Origin of the sequence: Chelativorans sp. AA-79, from assembly GCF_029457495.1 — a bacterium.
Taxonomy (GTDB): Bacteria; Pseudomonadota; Alphaproteobacteria; order Rhizobiales; family Rhizobiaceae; genus Chelativorans.
This window is the reverse complement of the sequence record NZ_CP120361.1, coordinates 748,247-762,525: the sequence shown is the minus strand read 5'-3', so window position 1 is coordinate 762,525 and position 14,279 is coordinate 748,247. Positions and strand designations below refer to the sequence as shown.

The following is a 14,279-nucleotide window of genomic DNA, read 5'->3' as shown; positions in this document are numbered from 1 at the left end:
TCTTCGGCAGCCGCTCGTCGACCGGCGCCAAGTCCCCGCTCTCCACACGCTCGTCGAGCATGGGGGCCTGCTGATAGGCAACGGCCGGCGCAACGGAAACCATAAGTCCTGCAAACACCGCCATCGATAATTTTCGCGGCCCACCCGCCGCGTGAAGCAAATGACGAAGACCACGATCGATCATTGAACAAATCCTCCCATTCAGCCGCAGATGGCGGCAAGCACTCCTCTACACGAAAAGGCTAGCACAAATTTGCATCCACGCAACAATTTTTCCATATTTTGCTTTTTTTGCGCAAGTGTCGCATCAAAAAGCCGGACGCATGGCGAGCCTGACGCGCCCCTCGCATGACGCAGGGGCGGAGAAGATGACGCGGGTCAGATCCACAGGCGGTGCGTATTGCTTTTCGACGGCGGGATGGTGTTCCAGCCGCACCGAAAGCAAATCGGGGTCGAAGGTGACCTCGACAACGGCATCTCCCGTGCGCAGAACAACCGCACCTCCGGCAACCTGCGCCTCCCCTGCCGTCACCAATACGCTGTCAAAACCTCCGGAACGGCCACTGAAAGCGAACTCGTCGACAAGGACGACAGATCCGCCCGGCGCCAGCCGGTCCATTTCGAGCGTCCTTCGCAGCATGGCGAGGCCGGCCTCGGGGGGATAGGCAGCTGCCATATCGAGAAGGAGGTAATCCCGCGCGGCGTCATGTCCGTGCTCAATGATCCTGGCGGCGTGTCGCCGTCCCGCCTGCTGCAGATAGCCGTTCACCACAGGGACGGAGTGACCCCGCGAGGACGTCATGAGGTTTTCGTACCGCGCCGGCCCGAAATAGGCCTTCGAATAGCGGCCACGGCCTGGATCCGTCACCACGGCACGCCCGCGCATCATCATGATGAACGAGCCGACGTCGTTCTGGTTATGCATCTCGTCGTTGTGCCCGCCCTTGATGGCGACACGCAGCGAATTCGGATCAGCCGGCTCGACGCGGGAGATCATCCACGCCATATCGGGGAACCAGTCATGGGAACTGCCGGTGAAAGGGGCCGGACTCTCCGGCAGCGGCCATAGATACTGGCGCAAAGGCCAGGCGAATTGGTTGAAGTGATCGACAGCGAAGTCGTTTTCGATCCCCATCCCGGCGAGTTGCGGGAGATTCAGCCTCTGGGCCAGGAAGGCCAGCAGGCCGGGATGAAAGCCGGCTTTGAGATCGGAATCGGAAAAGCTCACCCACGCGCCGGGAGCAAGAATCGTTCGCAGGGGGAACTGGGCGATCTCGCGCACGAAAGGATCGTCGAGCAGCCGCACGCCCCCGCCCGTGCGCGCTTCCAGGAGATGGGCGAAGACAACGAAATTGCCGAAGCCGTAGCTCCAGTAGTCGGGGCCTTCCGTCGAGCCCCCACGGGAATCGAAGGTTTCGAGATAGTCTGCGAGAGACGCCAGCCCGCGGGCGAGGATTTCGGCAAGCCGCGCGCGGTCCGGCTCCAGGTAGCAGGCGGCCCCCGCGGCGCCTGCTACACAAACGGCGGTCCAATTGTTGACCTGCCTCTTCGGCGTGGAATGCAGCCACCAGTGATCGTGCCGTTCGAGAAAGGGCGAGATCACGCGACGGTCGACTTCGCTGCGGATATGGGCGCGCAGATTGGGCTCGAGCCTCTCGCCCAACAGATAGTCGATCTCCGCGAGATCCAGTGCGGTCATGGCGGCGGCAAGATCGAGCGTCGGACTGTCAGGCAGGTCGAGCATGCGGGCATGGGCGGGCCAGGCCCAGTTGGTCTCCTCCAGTCGTGCCCAGAGGAGATCCGCTATCGCTTCGAGAAAGGTGCCCCGCCAATCCAGACATTCCGCAAGCACCAGCCGGTAGAGCATGTTGCGTCGCTGCCGCTGGGCGTCTTCATAGGGTTCGCGGCGGCCGGTACGCTGGAAATCCGAATAGAGGCTCGCGGGCAGCTGTGGGATGACCGCCGGCAAATCCTGCTCTGCCCGAGCGCACAGCAAATCTGCCTGCCGCCTGCCGACCTTTCCGGCGGTCGCGGCCCAGGCGGACCTGTTTGCTCCATATGCGAAGGGGAGAAAATCAGGCGCTTCCTGCAGCGCTTCATCAATACTGCGACTGTTCCAAAATCGAGCCGGAGCCATGGCGCACCTCCCGCGCAGGAAGATAAGGCCAATTGCTAAATTTGCAATAACGCAAAAAATTGCTCTAACGTTTCAGTTGCCGGACCGTCTGACCTTCCACGAGCGTCACGCCGATTTCGAGCTGCTGCACCGCCGCTTCTCCTTCCATCTGGGTGACCAGCAGGCGGATGGCACCACGCCCGATCGCCTCCCGGTCGACCCTCATCGTGGAAAGCCTGGGGCTCGTCATGCCCGCAAGCGGCAGATCGTCGAAACCCACGATGGAGAAGGTTTCCGGCAGGATTCCGCTGCCTCCGTGAAGTCCCTCGATGATCTCCACCGCGGCCAGGTCGTTCCAGGAAAAGACGGCGGTCACCTGATGGCGGTTGGAAAGCAGGTCTTCCAGCAATTGGGGAATGGTTCGCTCTGACGTGCTGATGATTACGCTTTCCGCGCCTGAGACGGCCGCCATCGCACTTTCGAAACCGCGACGGCGCTCGAGAATCGTTGGTCGCGCCAGGTGGGTGTAATGGAGAATGCGGCGGTGGCCGGCATCGAGCAACCGCTGTGCGGCGCGGTAGGCACCATAGAAATTCGCCGGCGAGACGGAATTGAGCCGCATGAGCGGATCCGTCCCGTTCACCAGCACGACAGGGAAAGCCCGCTCCGCGCACCAGTCCACCAGTCCATCCCAGGCGTCGATCCCGGCAAGCAGGAGGCCGCTCGCCTCCGACTGCGTGATATGTCTTTCGATGAGATCGAGGCTGACCTGTGATTCGTTGATGAGGCGCATATCGAGCTCGAGCCCCGTCTCCTCGGCGGCAGCGCGCATCCCATCGACGATCCCGACATAGAATCCGGACATGCCACTGGTTGCCCCGCCGAGCGGAACCAGAGCCACGGCGCGCCGCTCCACTCCCATCGCACCGGCATGCTTGCTCCTGTAGCCTAGCGCTCGGGCGATCTTATAGACGTCCCGCCGCAAGGCTTCGCTCACGCCCGCTTCGTTGGCGAGCGCGCGGGAGACGGTACTCACCGACACGCCCAGGCGCGCGGCAATCTCCGCCTGGTTCGGACGTCGGGTGGCGATGGTCATCATCAGGTTCTACATTGCCCAAGAGTCTTTTCCCTCCCTACGCAAATTTTGCGTTTTTTGAAAGAGGGCGGAAAAGGAACCCACCGAAAAAACCGGAGTGGCTTGAGCATCGCGCCTGACCCTTCCACGCCTATATGCGCGCGCCGGCGAAGTGCACGATTTGCGCGCCGGCTTCGTAATAGGCTTCACGGAGCGTGCGGAAGCTCTGCTCCCGCGGGTCGGAGACCGGCAGCGGCAAGTCCGCTTCTCCGACTTTCCCGGCCACAAGGTGGGCGAGGTAGCGGCCGAACACCGTCCCCGGCGCTATGCCGCGCCCGTTATACCCGCTGAAACCGATGATGTTGCGGTCGAATCGGTGGAATCGGGGGACGGCGTCGGTCGTCATGCCGATCATGCCGTACCAGGCATCCTCAAAGTCGATCCAGTCCAGAAACGGGAAAAGCTTGCGCAGGGAGCGCTTTGCCCAGGCACCGTGCACGGCGGCACCCGTCCCTCGCAGCGCGCCTACGCTGCCGAAGACGAGGCGGCCCTGCCGGTCCCGGCGCAACGAACTCAGGACCTCCTTCGTATCCCACATACCTTCCCGCCCCGGCAGGATGCGCTCGAGCACCCGCTCGGGAAGTGGTGCCGTGGCAAAATTGAAATAGGGCAATTGGACGAGCTCCGCCCGCACCTGCGGCCAGGGGCCAGAGGTGTAGGCGTTGGTTGCCACGATCACCCAATCGGTCCTGACGCTTCCGCCCGGCGTGCGGACGCGCCATGCATCGCCCTCCCGTTCCGCCCCGGTCACGGGTGAAGCGGTGAAGATTTTCGCGCCCGCCTGAATGGCCGCGCATGCAAGCCCTCGGACATAGGCAAGCGGCTGGATCGTGCCTGCGCGATCATCGAAAAGGGATGCGAGGTAAGCCTCGGTACCGACGCGCGCGCCAGTCTCCTCCCTGCCCAGAAGGCGTACCGGTGCGCCGCGCGCCTGCCACTGCCGCGCTCGATCTTCCAGTTCCTTCAGCCCTTTCCGGTCCGCCGCGCAGTGAAGCGTCCCGGCATGCTCGGCTTCGCAGGCGATGCCGTGCTTGCGGATAAGATCGAAGACCACACCCGGCGCGGCGCTCAAGACCTGCAGCAACCGCTCCCCGTGTTCCTCGCCGAGGATTGCGGGAACCTCGTCCGGCATGATCCATAGGCCTGCATTCACCAGCCCGACATTGCGGCCCGAGCCGCCGAAGCCGATCTGCGCGGCCTCCAGAACCGCAACCGAAATGCCCGCTTCGGCGAGATGAAGAGCGGCAGAAAGCCCCGTGAAGCCCGCGCCGACGACCACCACATCGGTGCGGAGGTGCCCTTCCAGGCACTGCGTGGGGGGCGCCGCCGGCGCCGTTTTCTCCCAGAGTCCGTGAGAATGGGGATCGTTGTGCATAACCTGGAGGCCGTTTGGGATGGAGACTGCGTTGGTGCCGAATCATCGCTGAACCGGAGAAAAGGGCAAGGATGCCTGGACCCCTTTCAGGCACGAATTCGTTTCCCGACGCCTTCCAGTGAGCGCGCGCTTGTCGCTTAGGCTCGATGCCGATCCGATGGAATCGCGATCCACCATGCCGATCGTGAAGGGGGCAGATGATATGGCGCATGGCGAGCATGAAAGCTTTGCCGCCATCGGGCTGGGTACGTTCGGGACGACCATTGCGAGCGAACTGGCGCGTTTCGGCAACCATGTCCACACCGCGTGCCACCCAGGATCCGCTATCCGACGGGCCGCATATATCTTGGCTGAAAGGCAGCCGCTTCGCGCGAAAACCAGCCTCAAGAGTGCACTCCACAGCAAATCCGGATCGCCGCGCAGCGGCCGGGAGCCCTGCTCAATGGAACGCTGCGGAGCCGGGCGGCGTTAGCGAAGCATGACGCATATCCTTCCCTTCACCTTTGGCATCCCGCTCCTGCCGCGCGCCTGCGCGCGCGACTGGCCGATGGTTGAAAGGCTGCTCGGGTTGGCCCTGACCTCCGCGCTCGCGCAGACCGACCAGCGCTTTAACGTGATCGTCGCGGGCCATGAGCGGCCGCAATGTCTGCCGGAAGATGCGCGCGTGTCCTTCCTCCGAGCGGACTGGCCGGTGGAGGCGGTGCGCCCCGACAACCGCGACCGGGGGCGCAAGACCGATCTTATCAACCGCCATGTGCTGGACCATGGCGGCGGTCTGTTGATGTTCCTGGACGCCGACGACTGGGTCGATACGCGGCTCGTCGGGACCGCCCGATCGCATATTGGCCCGAACGACGCGGCGGGCGTAATCCAGAACGGCTACGCGGTCGACTTCCGACGGCTCAAGGCAGCGCCCCTGCCTCACCCTGACATCTTCGACGGCTCGTTCCATCGCATCTGCGGATCAAGCGTGGTGCTGAAATTGAAACCCGACGATCCCGATCCCGTCCGCCGCGATCCGAACCGGCTGCTGCACGAGCATTACCGTGTCGTGGAAACGGCCGCCGATGCCGGCTTCGGCCTGGCGCGGCTGCCGGTTCTCGGCTGCTACCTCGTCAACACGTCGGACAGCCATTCGGAAGTCCACGGTCCTTATGCCGAGTGGCGCAGGGAGTTCAACGAGGGAGTGAACCGTCTCGGACGCCGTCTCGACGACGCGTTCACGGCCCGGTTTGGCCTCGATCTTCACCGCCTCCGCGCTCCGATCCATGGCCACCGGTTCGAAAGCCGGCCCGCAGAAGCCGGTTGGGCCCCCTCCTGCTAGAGGGCTCCAGGACGTGATTTGAAACGGCGCTGCAGGACCGGCTTGCCGCAGAAAGAAGTGCCCGCGTCAACTCTTCGCATGCGGAAGCAATGACATTGCGCCCGATCGCCGCCCCCTTTAGATAGAAGCGCTCGATCGAAGGACGCTCCATGCTTCGCAGATTGTACGATTCCACCATGGCGCTTGCTGCGACACGCCATGCGGAAAAGGGCCTCGCCGGCGTTTCCTTCATCGAAAGCTCCTTCTTTCCAATCCCACCGGACGTGCTGCTCGTTCCGATGGTGCTCGCCGAGCGTGGGAAGTGGCTGCGCTATGCCTTCATCTGCACGCTTGCTTCCGTGGCGGGCGCACTGCTCGGCTACGTCATCGGCGCCTTCCTCTATGAGGCGATCGGCGAGCCGATCCTGCGCTTCTACGGCAAGGAAGATTCGTTCCAGCGCGTTGCGGAATGGTACAACCGGTGGGGCGGCTGGGGTGTGCTCTTCGCCGCGGTGACGCCCTTTCCCTACAAGGTGCTGACGATCTTCTCGGGTGCGACGAAGCTGAGCCTGCCGGTTTTCATCATCGTATCGATCGTCGGACGCGGCCTGCGCTTCTTCCTGGTTTCCTGGCTGCTATTCCGTTTCGGCCCGCCCATCCGCACATTCATCGAAAGGAATCTGGGCCTTCTTTTCACCCTTTTCATGGTTTTGCTGATCGGCGGCTTTGCTGCCGTCCGCTTCGTCTTCTGAAGGCAATTCGACAATGACGCTTACATCGCCCACCGGCAGACCGCAGACCTTGACTGCCGCCGTCCTGGCGCTCGCGATGGCTGCGACCGTAGGCACGGCCCTGGGCTTCCAGCATATCGGCGGCTTCATTCCCTGCAAGCTCTGCCTGGAGCAGCGAATCCCCTACTATATCGGCGTGCCGGTGATGGTGCTGGCATTCATCTCGTCGTCTCTCCGCGCGCCGGCGATCCTGACAAGGGGACTGCTCCTTGTTGGCGGACTTCTGATGCTCTGGGGCCTTGGCCTCGGCTCCTACCACGCCGGTATCGAATGGGGTTGGTGGGAAGGCCCGTCCGATTGCGGCGCCGTCGCTCCCACGAGCGCATCGGGCAGCCTGCTCGACCAGCTCAATGCGGTTGTGCCGCCCTCCTGCGACAAGGCCGCAGGCCGCTTCCTCGGCCTCTCCTTCGCAGGCTGGAACGTGATCGCCAGCGCCATTCTCGCGGCAGCGGCGCTGCGCGGGGCGCTGAAGCGCTGACGGCGGCTGGTCTCCGCAGGCCAGAAGGACGATGGACCGCACCGGGGCTGCTTGACCATCAGGCGCCCCCACGTCCGGTACGACAGGCTTTTGAGCGACCTTACGGTTCGAGCTCGACGTCCCAGTATAGATAGTCCATCCAGCTTTCGTGCAAATAATTGGGCGGGAAAAGCCGCCCATTATTGTGCAGGTCGTGGACTGTCGGCCGGTATGGTTTTTGTTGCGGCCACATTTTCACCTGAGCCGGCATGAGGCCGCCCTTCCGGAGATTGCAGGGCGAACAGGCCGCAACCACGTTCTCCCACGAGGTGACGCCCCCATGACGGCGGGGGACCACGTGGTCGAAGGTGAGTTCTTCCCGCGTCCCGCAATATTGGCACTGGAAACGGTCCCGCAAGAAGACGTTGAAGCGCGTGAAGGCCGGATAACGCGACGGCTTCACATAAGTCTTGAGAGAGACCACGCTCGGCAGCCGCATCGTGAAGGACGGCGAGGAGACCGCGTGCTCGTATTCGGCGACGATGTTCACCCTGTCGAGGAACACGGCCTTGATCGCGTCCTGCCACGACCACAGCGACAGGGGATAGTAGCTGAGCGGGCGGTAGTCCGCATTAAGCACCAGAGCGGGCATGCCGTCCGGCGATACAGCGATCGTCACGTCCTCATGGCTCCTACTAGGCAGATCGATCGGCCGGGATAATGTAATCCCGTGGTGACAGGAATGTGAAGCAGATATTGTTGGTCCAACAACGGCAAACCGCGCATATTTTGCTGATTTTTCAGCGTTTCACGCTGCAGGAGCCGCTTCCGCGCCGCGGATCTCGCGATAATAGGCCCAGAAAAGACGTGCCGCGACGGAGCGCAGCGGACTCCATGATTCGGCTATCAGGGCCAGCTGATTCGCCCCCGGGCGCGGTTCGAGGCGCAGTGCATGCGCCACCGCCGTCTGGAGCGCGACATCGCCCGCGGGGAAGATGTCCGCGTGCCCAGCCGCCACCAGGAGATAGACCTGCGCCGTCCAGGGACCAACTCCCGGGACGGCGGTGAGTGCGGCGATCGCCTCCTCAGGCGAGAGAGCATCGAGGCCGTGGAGATCGAGTTCGCGCTCCCGCAAAGCCACGGAAAGTGCGGTCAGCGTGCGCTGCTTGGCGCGCGACAGGCCCGCCTCCGCCATGACCCTCTCGCCGCCGGCGAGAAATCCCTCCGGTGTCAGCGGGTCCACCAGCCGGCAGAGCCTGCCGAAGATCGCGTCCGCGCTCGCCCGCGAGACCTGCTGCGAGACGATCACCGAGGCGAGGCTGTGAAAGCCTGCGGGGCTGCGCCGGAGCGGCACCGCGCCCGCCATGGCACGCACGGGCCCGAGCCTGCGGTCGAGCATGACCAGCGTGTCGAGCCCGCTTGCGATGTCGGCGTCCGTTTCGATGCGCTGCATGGGCCCGATCCTTGCACTTTCTTCCGCTGGACCGTAGCAATGCCCGGATGGCCCCCACAATCCGTTTCCTGCGAGGATCATGACAGTTCCTGTCTTCCGTTTCGCGCCGAGTTCCAACGGGGCGCTTCATCTGGGCCACGCCTATTCGGCGCTGCTCAACCATTCGATGGCCCGCCTGGCGGAGGGTCGTTTCCTGCTGCGCATCGAGGACATCGACACCACCCGCTGCTCGCCCGAGCTGGAAGCCGGGATCTACCGCGACCTCGCTTGGCTGGGCGTCGTATGGGAGGAGCCCGTGCGCCGGCAATCGGAGCATTTCGAGGACTATGCAGAGGCTCTGGAGCGCCTGGCCGACGCGGAGATCGTCTACCCCTCCTTCATGAGCCGCGGGGAAATGCGCGCCTGTATCGCGGATATGGAAGCCGGCGGCACGCCCTGGCCGCGCGATCCCGACGGCGCGCCGCTCTTCCCGTCCGTCGACAAGCGGCGCCCGAAGGCGGAGCGCCGCCGGCGGATCGAAGAAGGAGAACCCTTCGCCTGGCGGCTCGACATGGAAGCGGCGCGCGCGCATGTGGCGCGGCCCTTCTTCTGGGAGGAAAGCGGCAGCGGTCCGAAGGGCGAGACGGGGCGCATCGCCGCCCGGCCCGAGGACTGGGGCGACGTGGTGATCGCCCGGAAGGAGGTGCCGACGAGCTACCATCTGGCAGTGGTGGTGGACGACGCGCTCCAGGGCGTCACCCATGTGGTGCGCGGCCGCGATCTCTTCCATGCGACGGCGGTCCACAGGCTCCTGCAGGAGCTCCTGGGTCTGCCCGTACCACGCTACCACCACCATGCGCTCATCGTCGACGAGGACGGCCGCAAGCTGTCCAAGAGCCGCGGGGACACCGGCATCGCCGCCCTGCGTGAAGCCGGCGCCACACCGGGCGATATTGCCAGGATGGTGGGACTGGAATGGCCGTCATGAAAGCGATGCAGGCCTACAGCCGCTTCAGCGCCGCCTTGAGGAGCACGACAGCGAGGAGGAGCACAAAGGCGCCGGCCACACCGGTTAGCGCGCCACCCGCGAGATCAAAGCGCATCTCACGGGAATTGCCCAGATGGATCGCCGCGAAGAAGCCCGCGGTGATGACGGCGGCATTTGCGACGACGCCGAAGCCGGCATCCCGCAGCACGCCCTGGAGCGCAACGGAGAACAGATAGGCCAGCATAGACACGGCAGCGACGGCGAAGACCAGCCAGATCGGATCGAGCCTCGTCAGCATCCAGCCCTCCTGGGCCATCGGGCGGCAGCTTCAGCATCATTGACATTAGAATGCAAAACTTTCGCTTTTCTTGCCGCGCCCGGCGGTGCAGATGTTGCGGCGAATCGCAGTGAAACTCCCTGGAACCCCGATGTCCCATCTTGCAAAGGCAGCGCCGGCGCTTTTCGTCGTTCTCTGGTCTACGGGGTTCATCGGCGCGCGCTATGCCATGCCCTGGGCGGAGCCATTCACCTTCCTCTGGGTGCGCTTTGCGCTGAGCTTCGCGCTTCTCCTGCTGCTGATTCCCGTTTTCGGCGCCGGCCGGCTCTCTCCACGCACGGCCTTTCATTCGTGCGTGGCCGGAGTGCTCATGCACGGCATCTATCTGGGCGGCGTGTTCTGGGCGATCCGCCACGGCTTGCCGGCCGGGCTCGCGGGGCTCATCATCGGGCTTCAGCCGCTCATCACAGCGTTGATGGCGGGTGCGGTAGCCGGAGAAGAGGTAGACAGCCGCCACTGGCTGGGCCTCGTCGTCGGCCTTCTCGGCGTCGCCATCGTGCTTTCGCCCAAGCTCGGCATGGTGACCGGCGGCATTACTCCGGCCACCGTCGGCGTGGGCCTTCTGGCCGTCGCCGCCATGAGTGCCGGCACGGTGTGGCAGAAGCGGTTCGTCGGGCATGTGGATCTCATCACCGGCACGCTCTACCAGTATCTGGGTGGCTTCCTCGTCGCTTTCCCGATCTCGCTTCTTTTCGAGACGAGGCGCTTCGTGCTCAATGGCGAACTGATCTTCGCCATGGCGTGGCTGGTGCTGGTCCTGTCGCTCGGTGCTATCTTCCTCCTGATGCTGCTCATCCGCAAAGGCGCCGTTGCACGCGTGGCCTCGCTGTTCTACCTCGTGCCCGCCGTGACGGCGATCATGGCCTGGGCGCTCTTCGGCGAAACGCTCACGCTCATCCAGATCGGCGGAATGGTCCTCACCACTCTTGGGGTGGCGCTGGCGACCGTTCAGCCCTCCAATGTCCTGCGCGCGGCCCGATAGCGCATGATAGCGGCGTTGATCTCGCCGCCGAGGATGAAGATCGCGGAGATGATGTAGAGGAAGACCACGGCGATCATGATCGATGCGAGCCCCGCATAGGTGCTCGCATAGCTGCTGAAGCGACCGAGATAGGCAGCAAACAGGCTGGAACCGGCGAGCCAGCCGAGAAGCGTGAAAATAATGCCAGGGACGATGTCGACCAATCTCCGCTCGCCGGCCGGCAGCCATATATGCACGACGATGAGCGCCAGCACGAGCACCACGACGGCCACGACGTATCGCCAGGCGGTGATCGTGCCCATATAGGGCCCGAGCCATTCCATATGCGAGAGCGCAATATTGGCCGCCACCGGGGCGATGACCAGGAGCACGCTGATGGCCATGAAGCCCACCGTGGCGATCAGCACGAAGGCGAGGCTCTGCAGACGCAGGAAGATGATCGAGCGCCTTTCCTCGACGCGGTAGGCGCGGTTGAGCGAAAGCCGGAGCGCCTCCACCCCGTTGGAGGCGAAGAAGGCAGCGAAGACGACACCGAAGGTGAGCACGTCTCCGCGCCGCACGCCGAGAACGTTGTTGACCTCCCGCGCGATCGGTTCGGCCACTTCCCTGGGCCAGGTGTCGAAGACGATGTGCACCGCGGTGTCCGCAAACGCGTCGGCTCCCAGGAAGCTCGCCAGCGCGGTGGCGAAGATCAGGAAGGGGAAGAGCGCCAGGAGCGCGCTGACGGCGAGATGACTGGCCATGGCCCAACCATCGTCGGCATTGAAATGACCGAACGCGTCTCTTGCGACCCTTCTCAGTGCCACCAACCTGCGCAATCCCGAATCCTCTCGTTGTGCCGGATAGGCCGAATATGTGAAACCCGTGTGCTGAAGCAAGAAGCTGGAGAAATCGACCCTCGATGAACGCGAACGGCACGATCCTCGTCACCGGCGCCTCCTCCGGGATTGGCGCGCACTGCGCCCGCGCGCTAAAGGGCGATGGCTGGCGCGTCTTCGCGACCGCGCGCAGGCAGGAGGATCTGGCGGCCCTGGAGCGGGACGGGATCGAGGCCTTCTACCTGGATTATGCCGAGCCCACATCCATTGCCGCGCTTGTGGAAAACGTCCTCGGCAGGACCGGCGGGCGGCTGGACGCCCTCTTCAACAACGGTGCCCACGCGCAAGCGGGTGCGGTGGAAGACCTGCCGATGGAAGCGCTGCGCGCGCAGTTTGAGGCCAATTTCTTCGGCTGGCATGACCTGACACGCCGGATCGTGCCGGTTATGCGCGCCCAGGGGCATGGCCGCATCGTCCACTGCTCCTCGATTCTCGGGCTGCTGCCGATCAAGTATCGCGGGGCTTATACCGCCTCGAAACACGCGGTGGAGGGGCTGATGCTCTGCATGCGGGCCGAGCTTGCCGGCTCCGGCATCCATGTCAGCCTGATCGAGCCTGGGCCCGTCCGCTCGCGGATCGCCATCAACGGCCTTGGCTGGTTCGAGCGCTATATCGACGTGGAAGGCTCGGTGCACGGCAGCGAATATCGGGCGCAGCTCGCGCGGATGAAGGCCGGCGGCAGCAAGTCGCGCTTAAAGCTGGGACCGGAAGCGGTATATAAGGCCTTGCGTCACGCGCTCCTTCATCCGCAGCCGCGTCCGCACTATGTCGTGACCCTGCCGGCGAAGATCGGGGTAGCCCTGAAACGCATCCTGCCCGCGCGCCTCTTTTACCGGCTGATCGCCAACCAGGGATGACCCTGCCTTCCGGAGAAAGCGAAAAACATGTCCTCCACCATCTTCAACATCCTGGCCGTCATCGTAATGGTCGCAGTCGTCTTCGTCCTCATCCGCGGCCTCATGAATATGGTCCGCGGCGGCTCCGGAAACACCTCGAACAAGCTGATGCAGGCGCGCGTGGCGCTACAGTTCGTGGCCATCGTTCTGATCGTGCTGGCGATGTGGTACAGCCAGTCCGGAAACTGATCCGCAGACATCCAGGAGGCCGTCCCATGGTGAAGCTCAACAAGATCTACACCCGCACAGGCGACGACGGCACCACGGGGCTCGTGGGTGGGGCGCGGCGTCTGAAAAGCGATATGCGCGTGGCAGCCTATGGCACGGTGGACGAGGTGAGCGCCTGCATCGGCATGGCCCGCATCCATACGGGCGAAGGCCACCCCGAGATCGATCGCATGCTCCAGCGTATCCAGAACGACCTCTTCGATCTCGGCGCCGACCTCGCCACACCCGAGGGCGCGGGGAAGAGCGGGGTGCAGTCGCTGCGCATCGTCGCCTCCCAGGTCGAGCGGCTCGAACGGGAGATCGACCGGCTCAACGCCGGCCTTGCGCCGCTCAACTCCTTCGTGCTGCCGGGCGGCTCGCCGGCCGCGGCGGCACTTCACCTTGCCCGTACGGTGACCCGCCGCGCCGAGCGGCTGATGGTGGAACTGCGCCGGATGCCGGAGGAAAGCGTAGGAGAGGAGGCGCTGCGCTACATCAACCGCCTCTCCGACTTCCTCTTCGTCGCCGCAAGGGCGGTCAATGACAAAGGCGCGCTCGACGTGCTATGGGTTCCCGGGCAGAACCGCTGATGGGCGCGGGCTGACGGTTGCGGGGCGCAGGCTCATGTTCATTCCACTCCACGATGCGAACCGCCTGCGCTACATCAAGCACCAGTATATGACCTTTTCCATCATCGCCCTCAACATCTTCATCTGGGCGTTGACCTCGCTGAGCGGCGTAGAATCCATGCAGGCGGCGGTGCTTGGCCTCGGCTATATCCCTTCCGTCGTGCATGACCTTGCGGTGCTGCCGCCCGAGCTCGAGCTCGTACCCGCCCCGCTCACTTACGTCACCTATGCCTTCCTGCATGGCGACATCTTTCACCTCGGCGGCAACATGCTCTTCCTCTGGGTCTTCGGCGACAATGTCGAGGATGCGCTGGGGCATTTCCGCTACCTGCTGTTCTACCTTGTATGCACGATCGCTGCGGCTGCCTTCCACGGCATGACGGTGCCGGATTCCCAGGCGCCGCTCATCGGCGCCTCGGGCGCGGTGGCGGGCGTCATCGCCGCCTATCTCATCCTGCATCCGCGCGTGAAGCTCTGGGTCCTGGCCTTCGCACGCATCCCGCTGCGCCTGCCGGCCTATATTGTGCTCCTGCTCTGGATCGGTACGCAGTTCCTGATGTTCGTCATCGACCGGGAGAACCAGATCTCCTGGTCTGCGCATATCGGCGGCATCATCGCGGGGGCGGTGCTGGTCTTTCCCATGCGGCGGCGCGGCGTGCCGCTGTTCGACCGCCCGGTCGTCGTGCCGGAGGCGGTGAAAGTGAAATAAAATCGATCCAATTCCGCATGCCAGGAGCCGGGTGCGCCGGCGCA

General features: G+C 64.2%; 16 protein-coding genes. 9 read left to right on the top strand and 7 right to left on the bottom strand.

The window, feature by feature from the left end; genetic code table 11:
- Positions 1-307 precede the first annotated feature (307 nt).
- The 3 genes from PVE73_RS03900 to PVE73_RS03890 all read right to left on the bottom strand — a co-directional run bounded on the left by PVE73_RS03900 (position 308) and on the right by PVE73_RS03890 (position 4,626).
- Positions 308-1,969: a heparinase II/III family protein gene (locus PVE73_RS03900; RefSeq protein ID WP_277365689.1), complete on the bottom strand. Its 1,662-nt coding sequence runs from the start codon at positions 1,967-1,969 to the stop codon at positions 308-310.
- Between the two features lie 232 nt (positions 1,970-2,201).
- A complete protein-coding gene (locus PVE73_RS03895; protein ID WP_277365688.1) occupies positions 2,202-3,212 on the bottom strand; it encodes a LacI family DNA-binding transcriptional regulator in 1,011 nt (336 codons plus the stop codon).
- A gap of 130 nt (positions 3,213-3,342) precedes the next feature.
- Positions 3,343-4,626: an FAD-binding oxidoreductase gene (locus PVE73_RS03890; protein ID WP_277365687.1), complete on the bottom strand. Its 1,284-nt coding sequence runs from the start codon at positions 4,624-4,626 to the stop codon at positions 3,343-3,345.
- Between the two features lie 478 nt (positions 4,627-5,104).
- Here PVE73_RS03890 and PVE73_RS03885 point away from each other — a divergent pair, with 478 nt between their 5' ends.
- The 3 genes from PVE73_RS03885 to PVE73_RS03875 all read left to right on the top strand — a co-directional run bounded on the left by PVE73_RS03885 (position 5,105) and on the right by PVE73_RS03875 (position 7,198).
- A complete protein-coding gene (locus PVE73_RS03885; protein WP_277365686.1) occupies positions 5,105-5,950 on the top strand; it encodes a glycosyltransferase family A protein in 846 nt (281 codons plus the stop codon).
- Between the two features lie 149 nt (positions 5,951-6,099).
- A complete protein-coding gene (locus tag PVE73_RS03880; RefSeq protein WP_277365685.1) occupies positions 6,100-6,681 on the top strand; it encodes a YqaA family protein in 582 nt (193 codons plus the stop codon).
- A gap of 13 nt (positions 6,682-6,694) precedes the next feature.
- Positions 6,695-7,198 (top strand): disulfide bond formation protein B, encoded by a 504-nt coding sequence (locus PVE73_RS03875; protein ID WP_277365684.1) that lies wholly within the window; start codon positions 6,695-6,697, stop codon positions 7,196-7,198.
- Positions 7,199-7,298: 100 nt separating this feature from the next.
- Here PVE73_RS03875 and PVE73_RS03870 read toward each other — a convergent pair whose 3' ends face one another.
- Positions 7,299-7,856: an HNH endonuclease gene (locus PVE73_RS03870; protein WP_277365683.1), complete on the bottom strand. Its 558-nt coding sequence runs from the start codon at positions 7,854-7,856 to the stop codon at positions 7,299-7,301.
- A 129-nt stretch (positions 7,857-7,985) separates the two neighbouring features.
- Positions 7,986-8,630, bottom strand: coding sequence for a DNA-3-methyladenine glycosylase (locus PVE73_RS03865; RefSeq protein ID WP_277365682.1), 645 nt, complete (start codon positions 8,628-8,630; stop codon positions 7,986-7,988).
- 79 nt (positions 8,631-8,709) lie between these two features.
- Between PVE73_RS03865 and gluQRS the strand changes: the two genes are divergently transcribed.
- Positions 8,710-9,597, top strand: coding sequence for a tRNA glutamyl-Q(34) synthetase GluQRS (gluQRS, locus tag PVE73_RS03860; RefSeq protein ID WP_277365681.1), 888 nt, complete (start codon positions 8,710-8,712; stop codon positions 9,595-9,597).
- Between the two features lie 13 nt (positions 9,598-9,610).
- On the opposite strand, the gene PVE73_RS03855 is transcribed toward gluQRS, so the two are convergent.
- Complete coding sequence (locus PVE73_RS03855) at positions 9,611-9,895, bottom strand: hypothetical protein (RefSeq protein WP_277365680.1); 285 nt, start codon at positions 9,893-9,895, stop codon at positions 9,611-9,613.
- Between the two features lie 130 nt (positions 9,896-10,025).
- On the opposite strand from PVE73_RS03855, the gene PVE73_RS03850 reads away from it, so the two are divergent.
- Positions 10,026-10,916: a DMT family transporter gene (locus PVE73_RS03850; RefSeq protein WP_277365679.1), complete on the top strand. Its 891-nt coding sequence runs from the start codon at positions 10,026-10,028 to the stop codon at positions 10,914-10,916.
- Here the strand turns inward: PVE73_RS03850 and PVE73_RS03845 are convergent.
- The gene (locus PVE73_RS03845) at positions 10,883-11,734 is read right to left on the bottom strand and encodes a YihY/virulence factor BrkB family protein (protein ID WP_277365678.1); all 852 of its coding nucleotides are present in this window, start codon (positions 11,732-11,734) and stop codon (positions 10,883-10,885) included. The genes PVE73_RS03850 and PVE73_RS03845 overlap by 34 nt on opposite strands.
- An 83-nt stretch (positions 11,735-11,817) precedes the next feature.
- Here PVE73_RS03845 and PVE73_RS03840 point away from each other — a divergent pair, with 83 nt between their 5' ends.
- From PVE73_RS03840 to PVE73_RS03825, 4 genes are read left to right on the top strand one after another with little or no spacing between them, the layout of a single operon-like run.
- Positions 11,818-12,651 (top strand): SDR family oxidoreductase, encoded by an 834-nt coding sequence (locus PVE73_RS03840; RefSeq protein ID WP_277365677.1) that lies wholly within the window; start codon positions 11,818-11,820, stop codon positions 12,649-12,651.
- Positions 12,652-12,678: 27 nt separating this feature from the next.
- The gene (locus tag PVE73_RS03835) at positions 12,679-12,879 is read left to right on the top strand and encodes a twin transmembrane helix small protein (RefSeq protein ID WP_277365676.1); all 201 of its coding nucleotides are present in this window, start codon (positions 12,679-12,681) and stop codon (positions 12,877-12,879) included.
- Positions 12,880-12,905: 26 nt separating this feature from the next.
- A complete protein-coding gene (locus PVE73_RS03830; protein WP_277365675.1) occupies positions 12,906-13,487 on the top strand; it encodes a cob(I)yrinic acid a,c-diamide adenosyltransferase in 582 nt (193 codons plus the stop codon).
- Positions 13,488-13,521: 34 nt separating this feature from the next.
- Positions 13,522-14,235, top strand: a complete 714-nt coding sequence (locus tag PVE73_RS03825; RefSeq protein ID WP_277365674.1) for a rhomboid family intramembrane serine protease — start codon at positions 13,522-13,524, stop codon at positions 14,233-14,235.
- Positions 14,236-14,279 lie beyond the last annotated feature (44 nt).

What these genes read in the sequence shown, in the direction of transcription:
- gluQRS (WP_277365681.1), top strand. Translation starts at nt 8,710, where the DNA reads ATGACAGTTCCTGTCTTCCGTTTCGCGCCGAGTTCCAACGGGGCGCTT.
- PVE73_RS03880 (WP_277365685.1), top strand. Translation starts at nt 6,100, where the DNA reads ATGCTTCGCAGATTGTACGATTCCACCATGGCGCTTGCTGCGACACGC.
- PVE73_RS03865 (WP_277365682.1), bottom strand. Translation starts at nt 8,630, where the DNA reads ATGCAGCGCATCGAAACGGACGCCGACATCGCAAGCGGGCTCGACACG.
- PVE73_RS03895 (WP_277365688.1), bottom strand. Translation starts at nt 3,212, where the DNA reads ATGACCATCGCCACCCGACGTCCGAACCAGGCGGAGATTGCCGCGCGC.
- PVE73_RS03890 (WP_277365687.1), bottom strand. Translation starts at nt 4,626, where the DNA reads ATGCACAACGATCCCCATTCTCACGGACTCTGGGAGAAAACGGCGCCG.
- PVE73_RS03840 (WP_277365677.1), top strand. Translation starts at nt 11,818, where the DNA reads ATGAACGCGAACGGCACGATCCTCGTCACCGGCGCCTCCTCCGGGATT.
- PVE73_RS03875 (WP_277365684.1), top strand. Translation starts at nt 6,695, where the DNA reads ATGACGCTTACATCGCCCACCGGCAGACCGCAGACCTTGACTGCCGCC.
- PVE73_RS03850 (WP_277365679.1), top strand. Translation starts at nt 10,026, where the DNA reads ATGTCCCATCTTGCAAAGGCAGCGCCGGCGCTTTTCGTCGTTCTCTGG.
- PVE73_RS03825 (WP_277365674.1), top strand. Translation starts at nt 13,522, where the DNA reads ATGTTCATTCCACTCCACGATGCGAACCGCCTGCGCTACATCAAGCAC.
- PVE73_RS03830 (WP_277365675.1), top strand. Translation starts at nt 12,906, where the DNA reads ATGGTGAAGCTCAACAAGATCTACACCCGCACAGGCGACGACGGCACC.
- PVE73_RS03855 (WP_277365680.1), bottom strand. Translation starts at nt 9,895, where the DNA reads ATGCTGACGAGGCTCGATCCGATCTGGCTGGTCTTCGCCGTCGCTGCC.
- PVE73_RS03835 (WP_277365676.1), top strand. Translation starts at nt 12,679, where the DNA reads ATGTCCTCCACCATCTTCAACATCCTGGCCGTCATCGTAATGGTCGCA.
- PVE73_RS03885 (WP_277365686.1), top strand. Translation starts at nt 5,105, where the DNA reads ATGACGCATATCCTTCCCTTCACCTTTGGCATCCCGCTCCTGCCGCGC.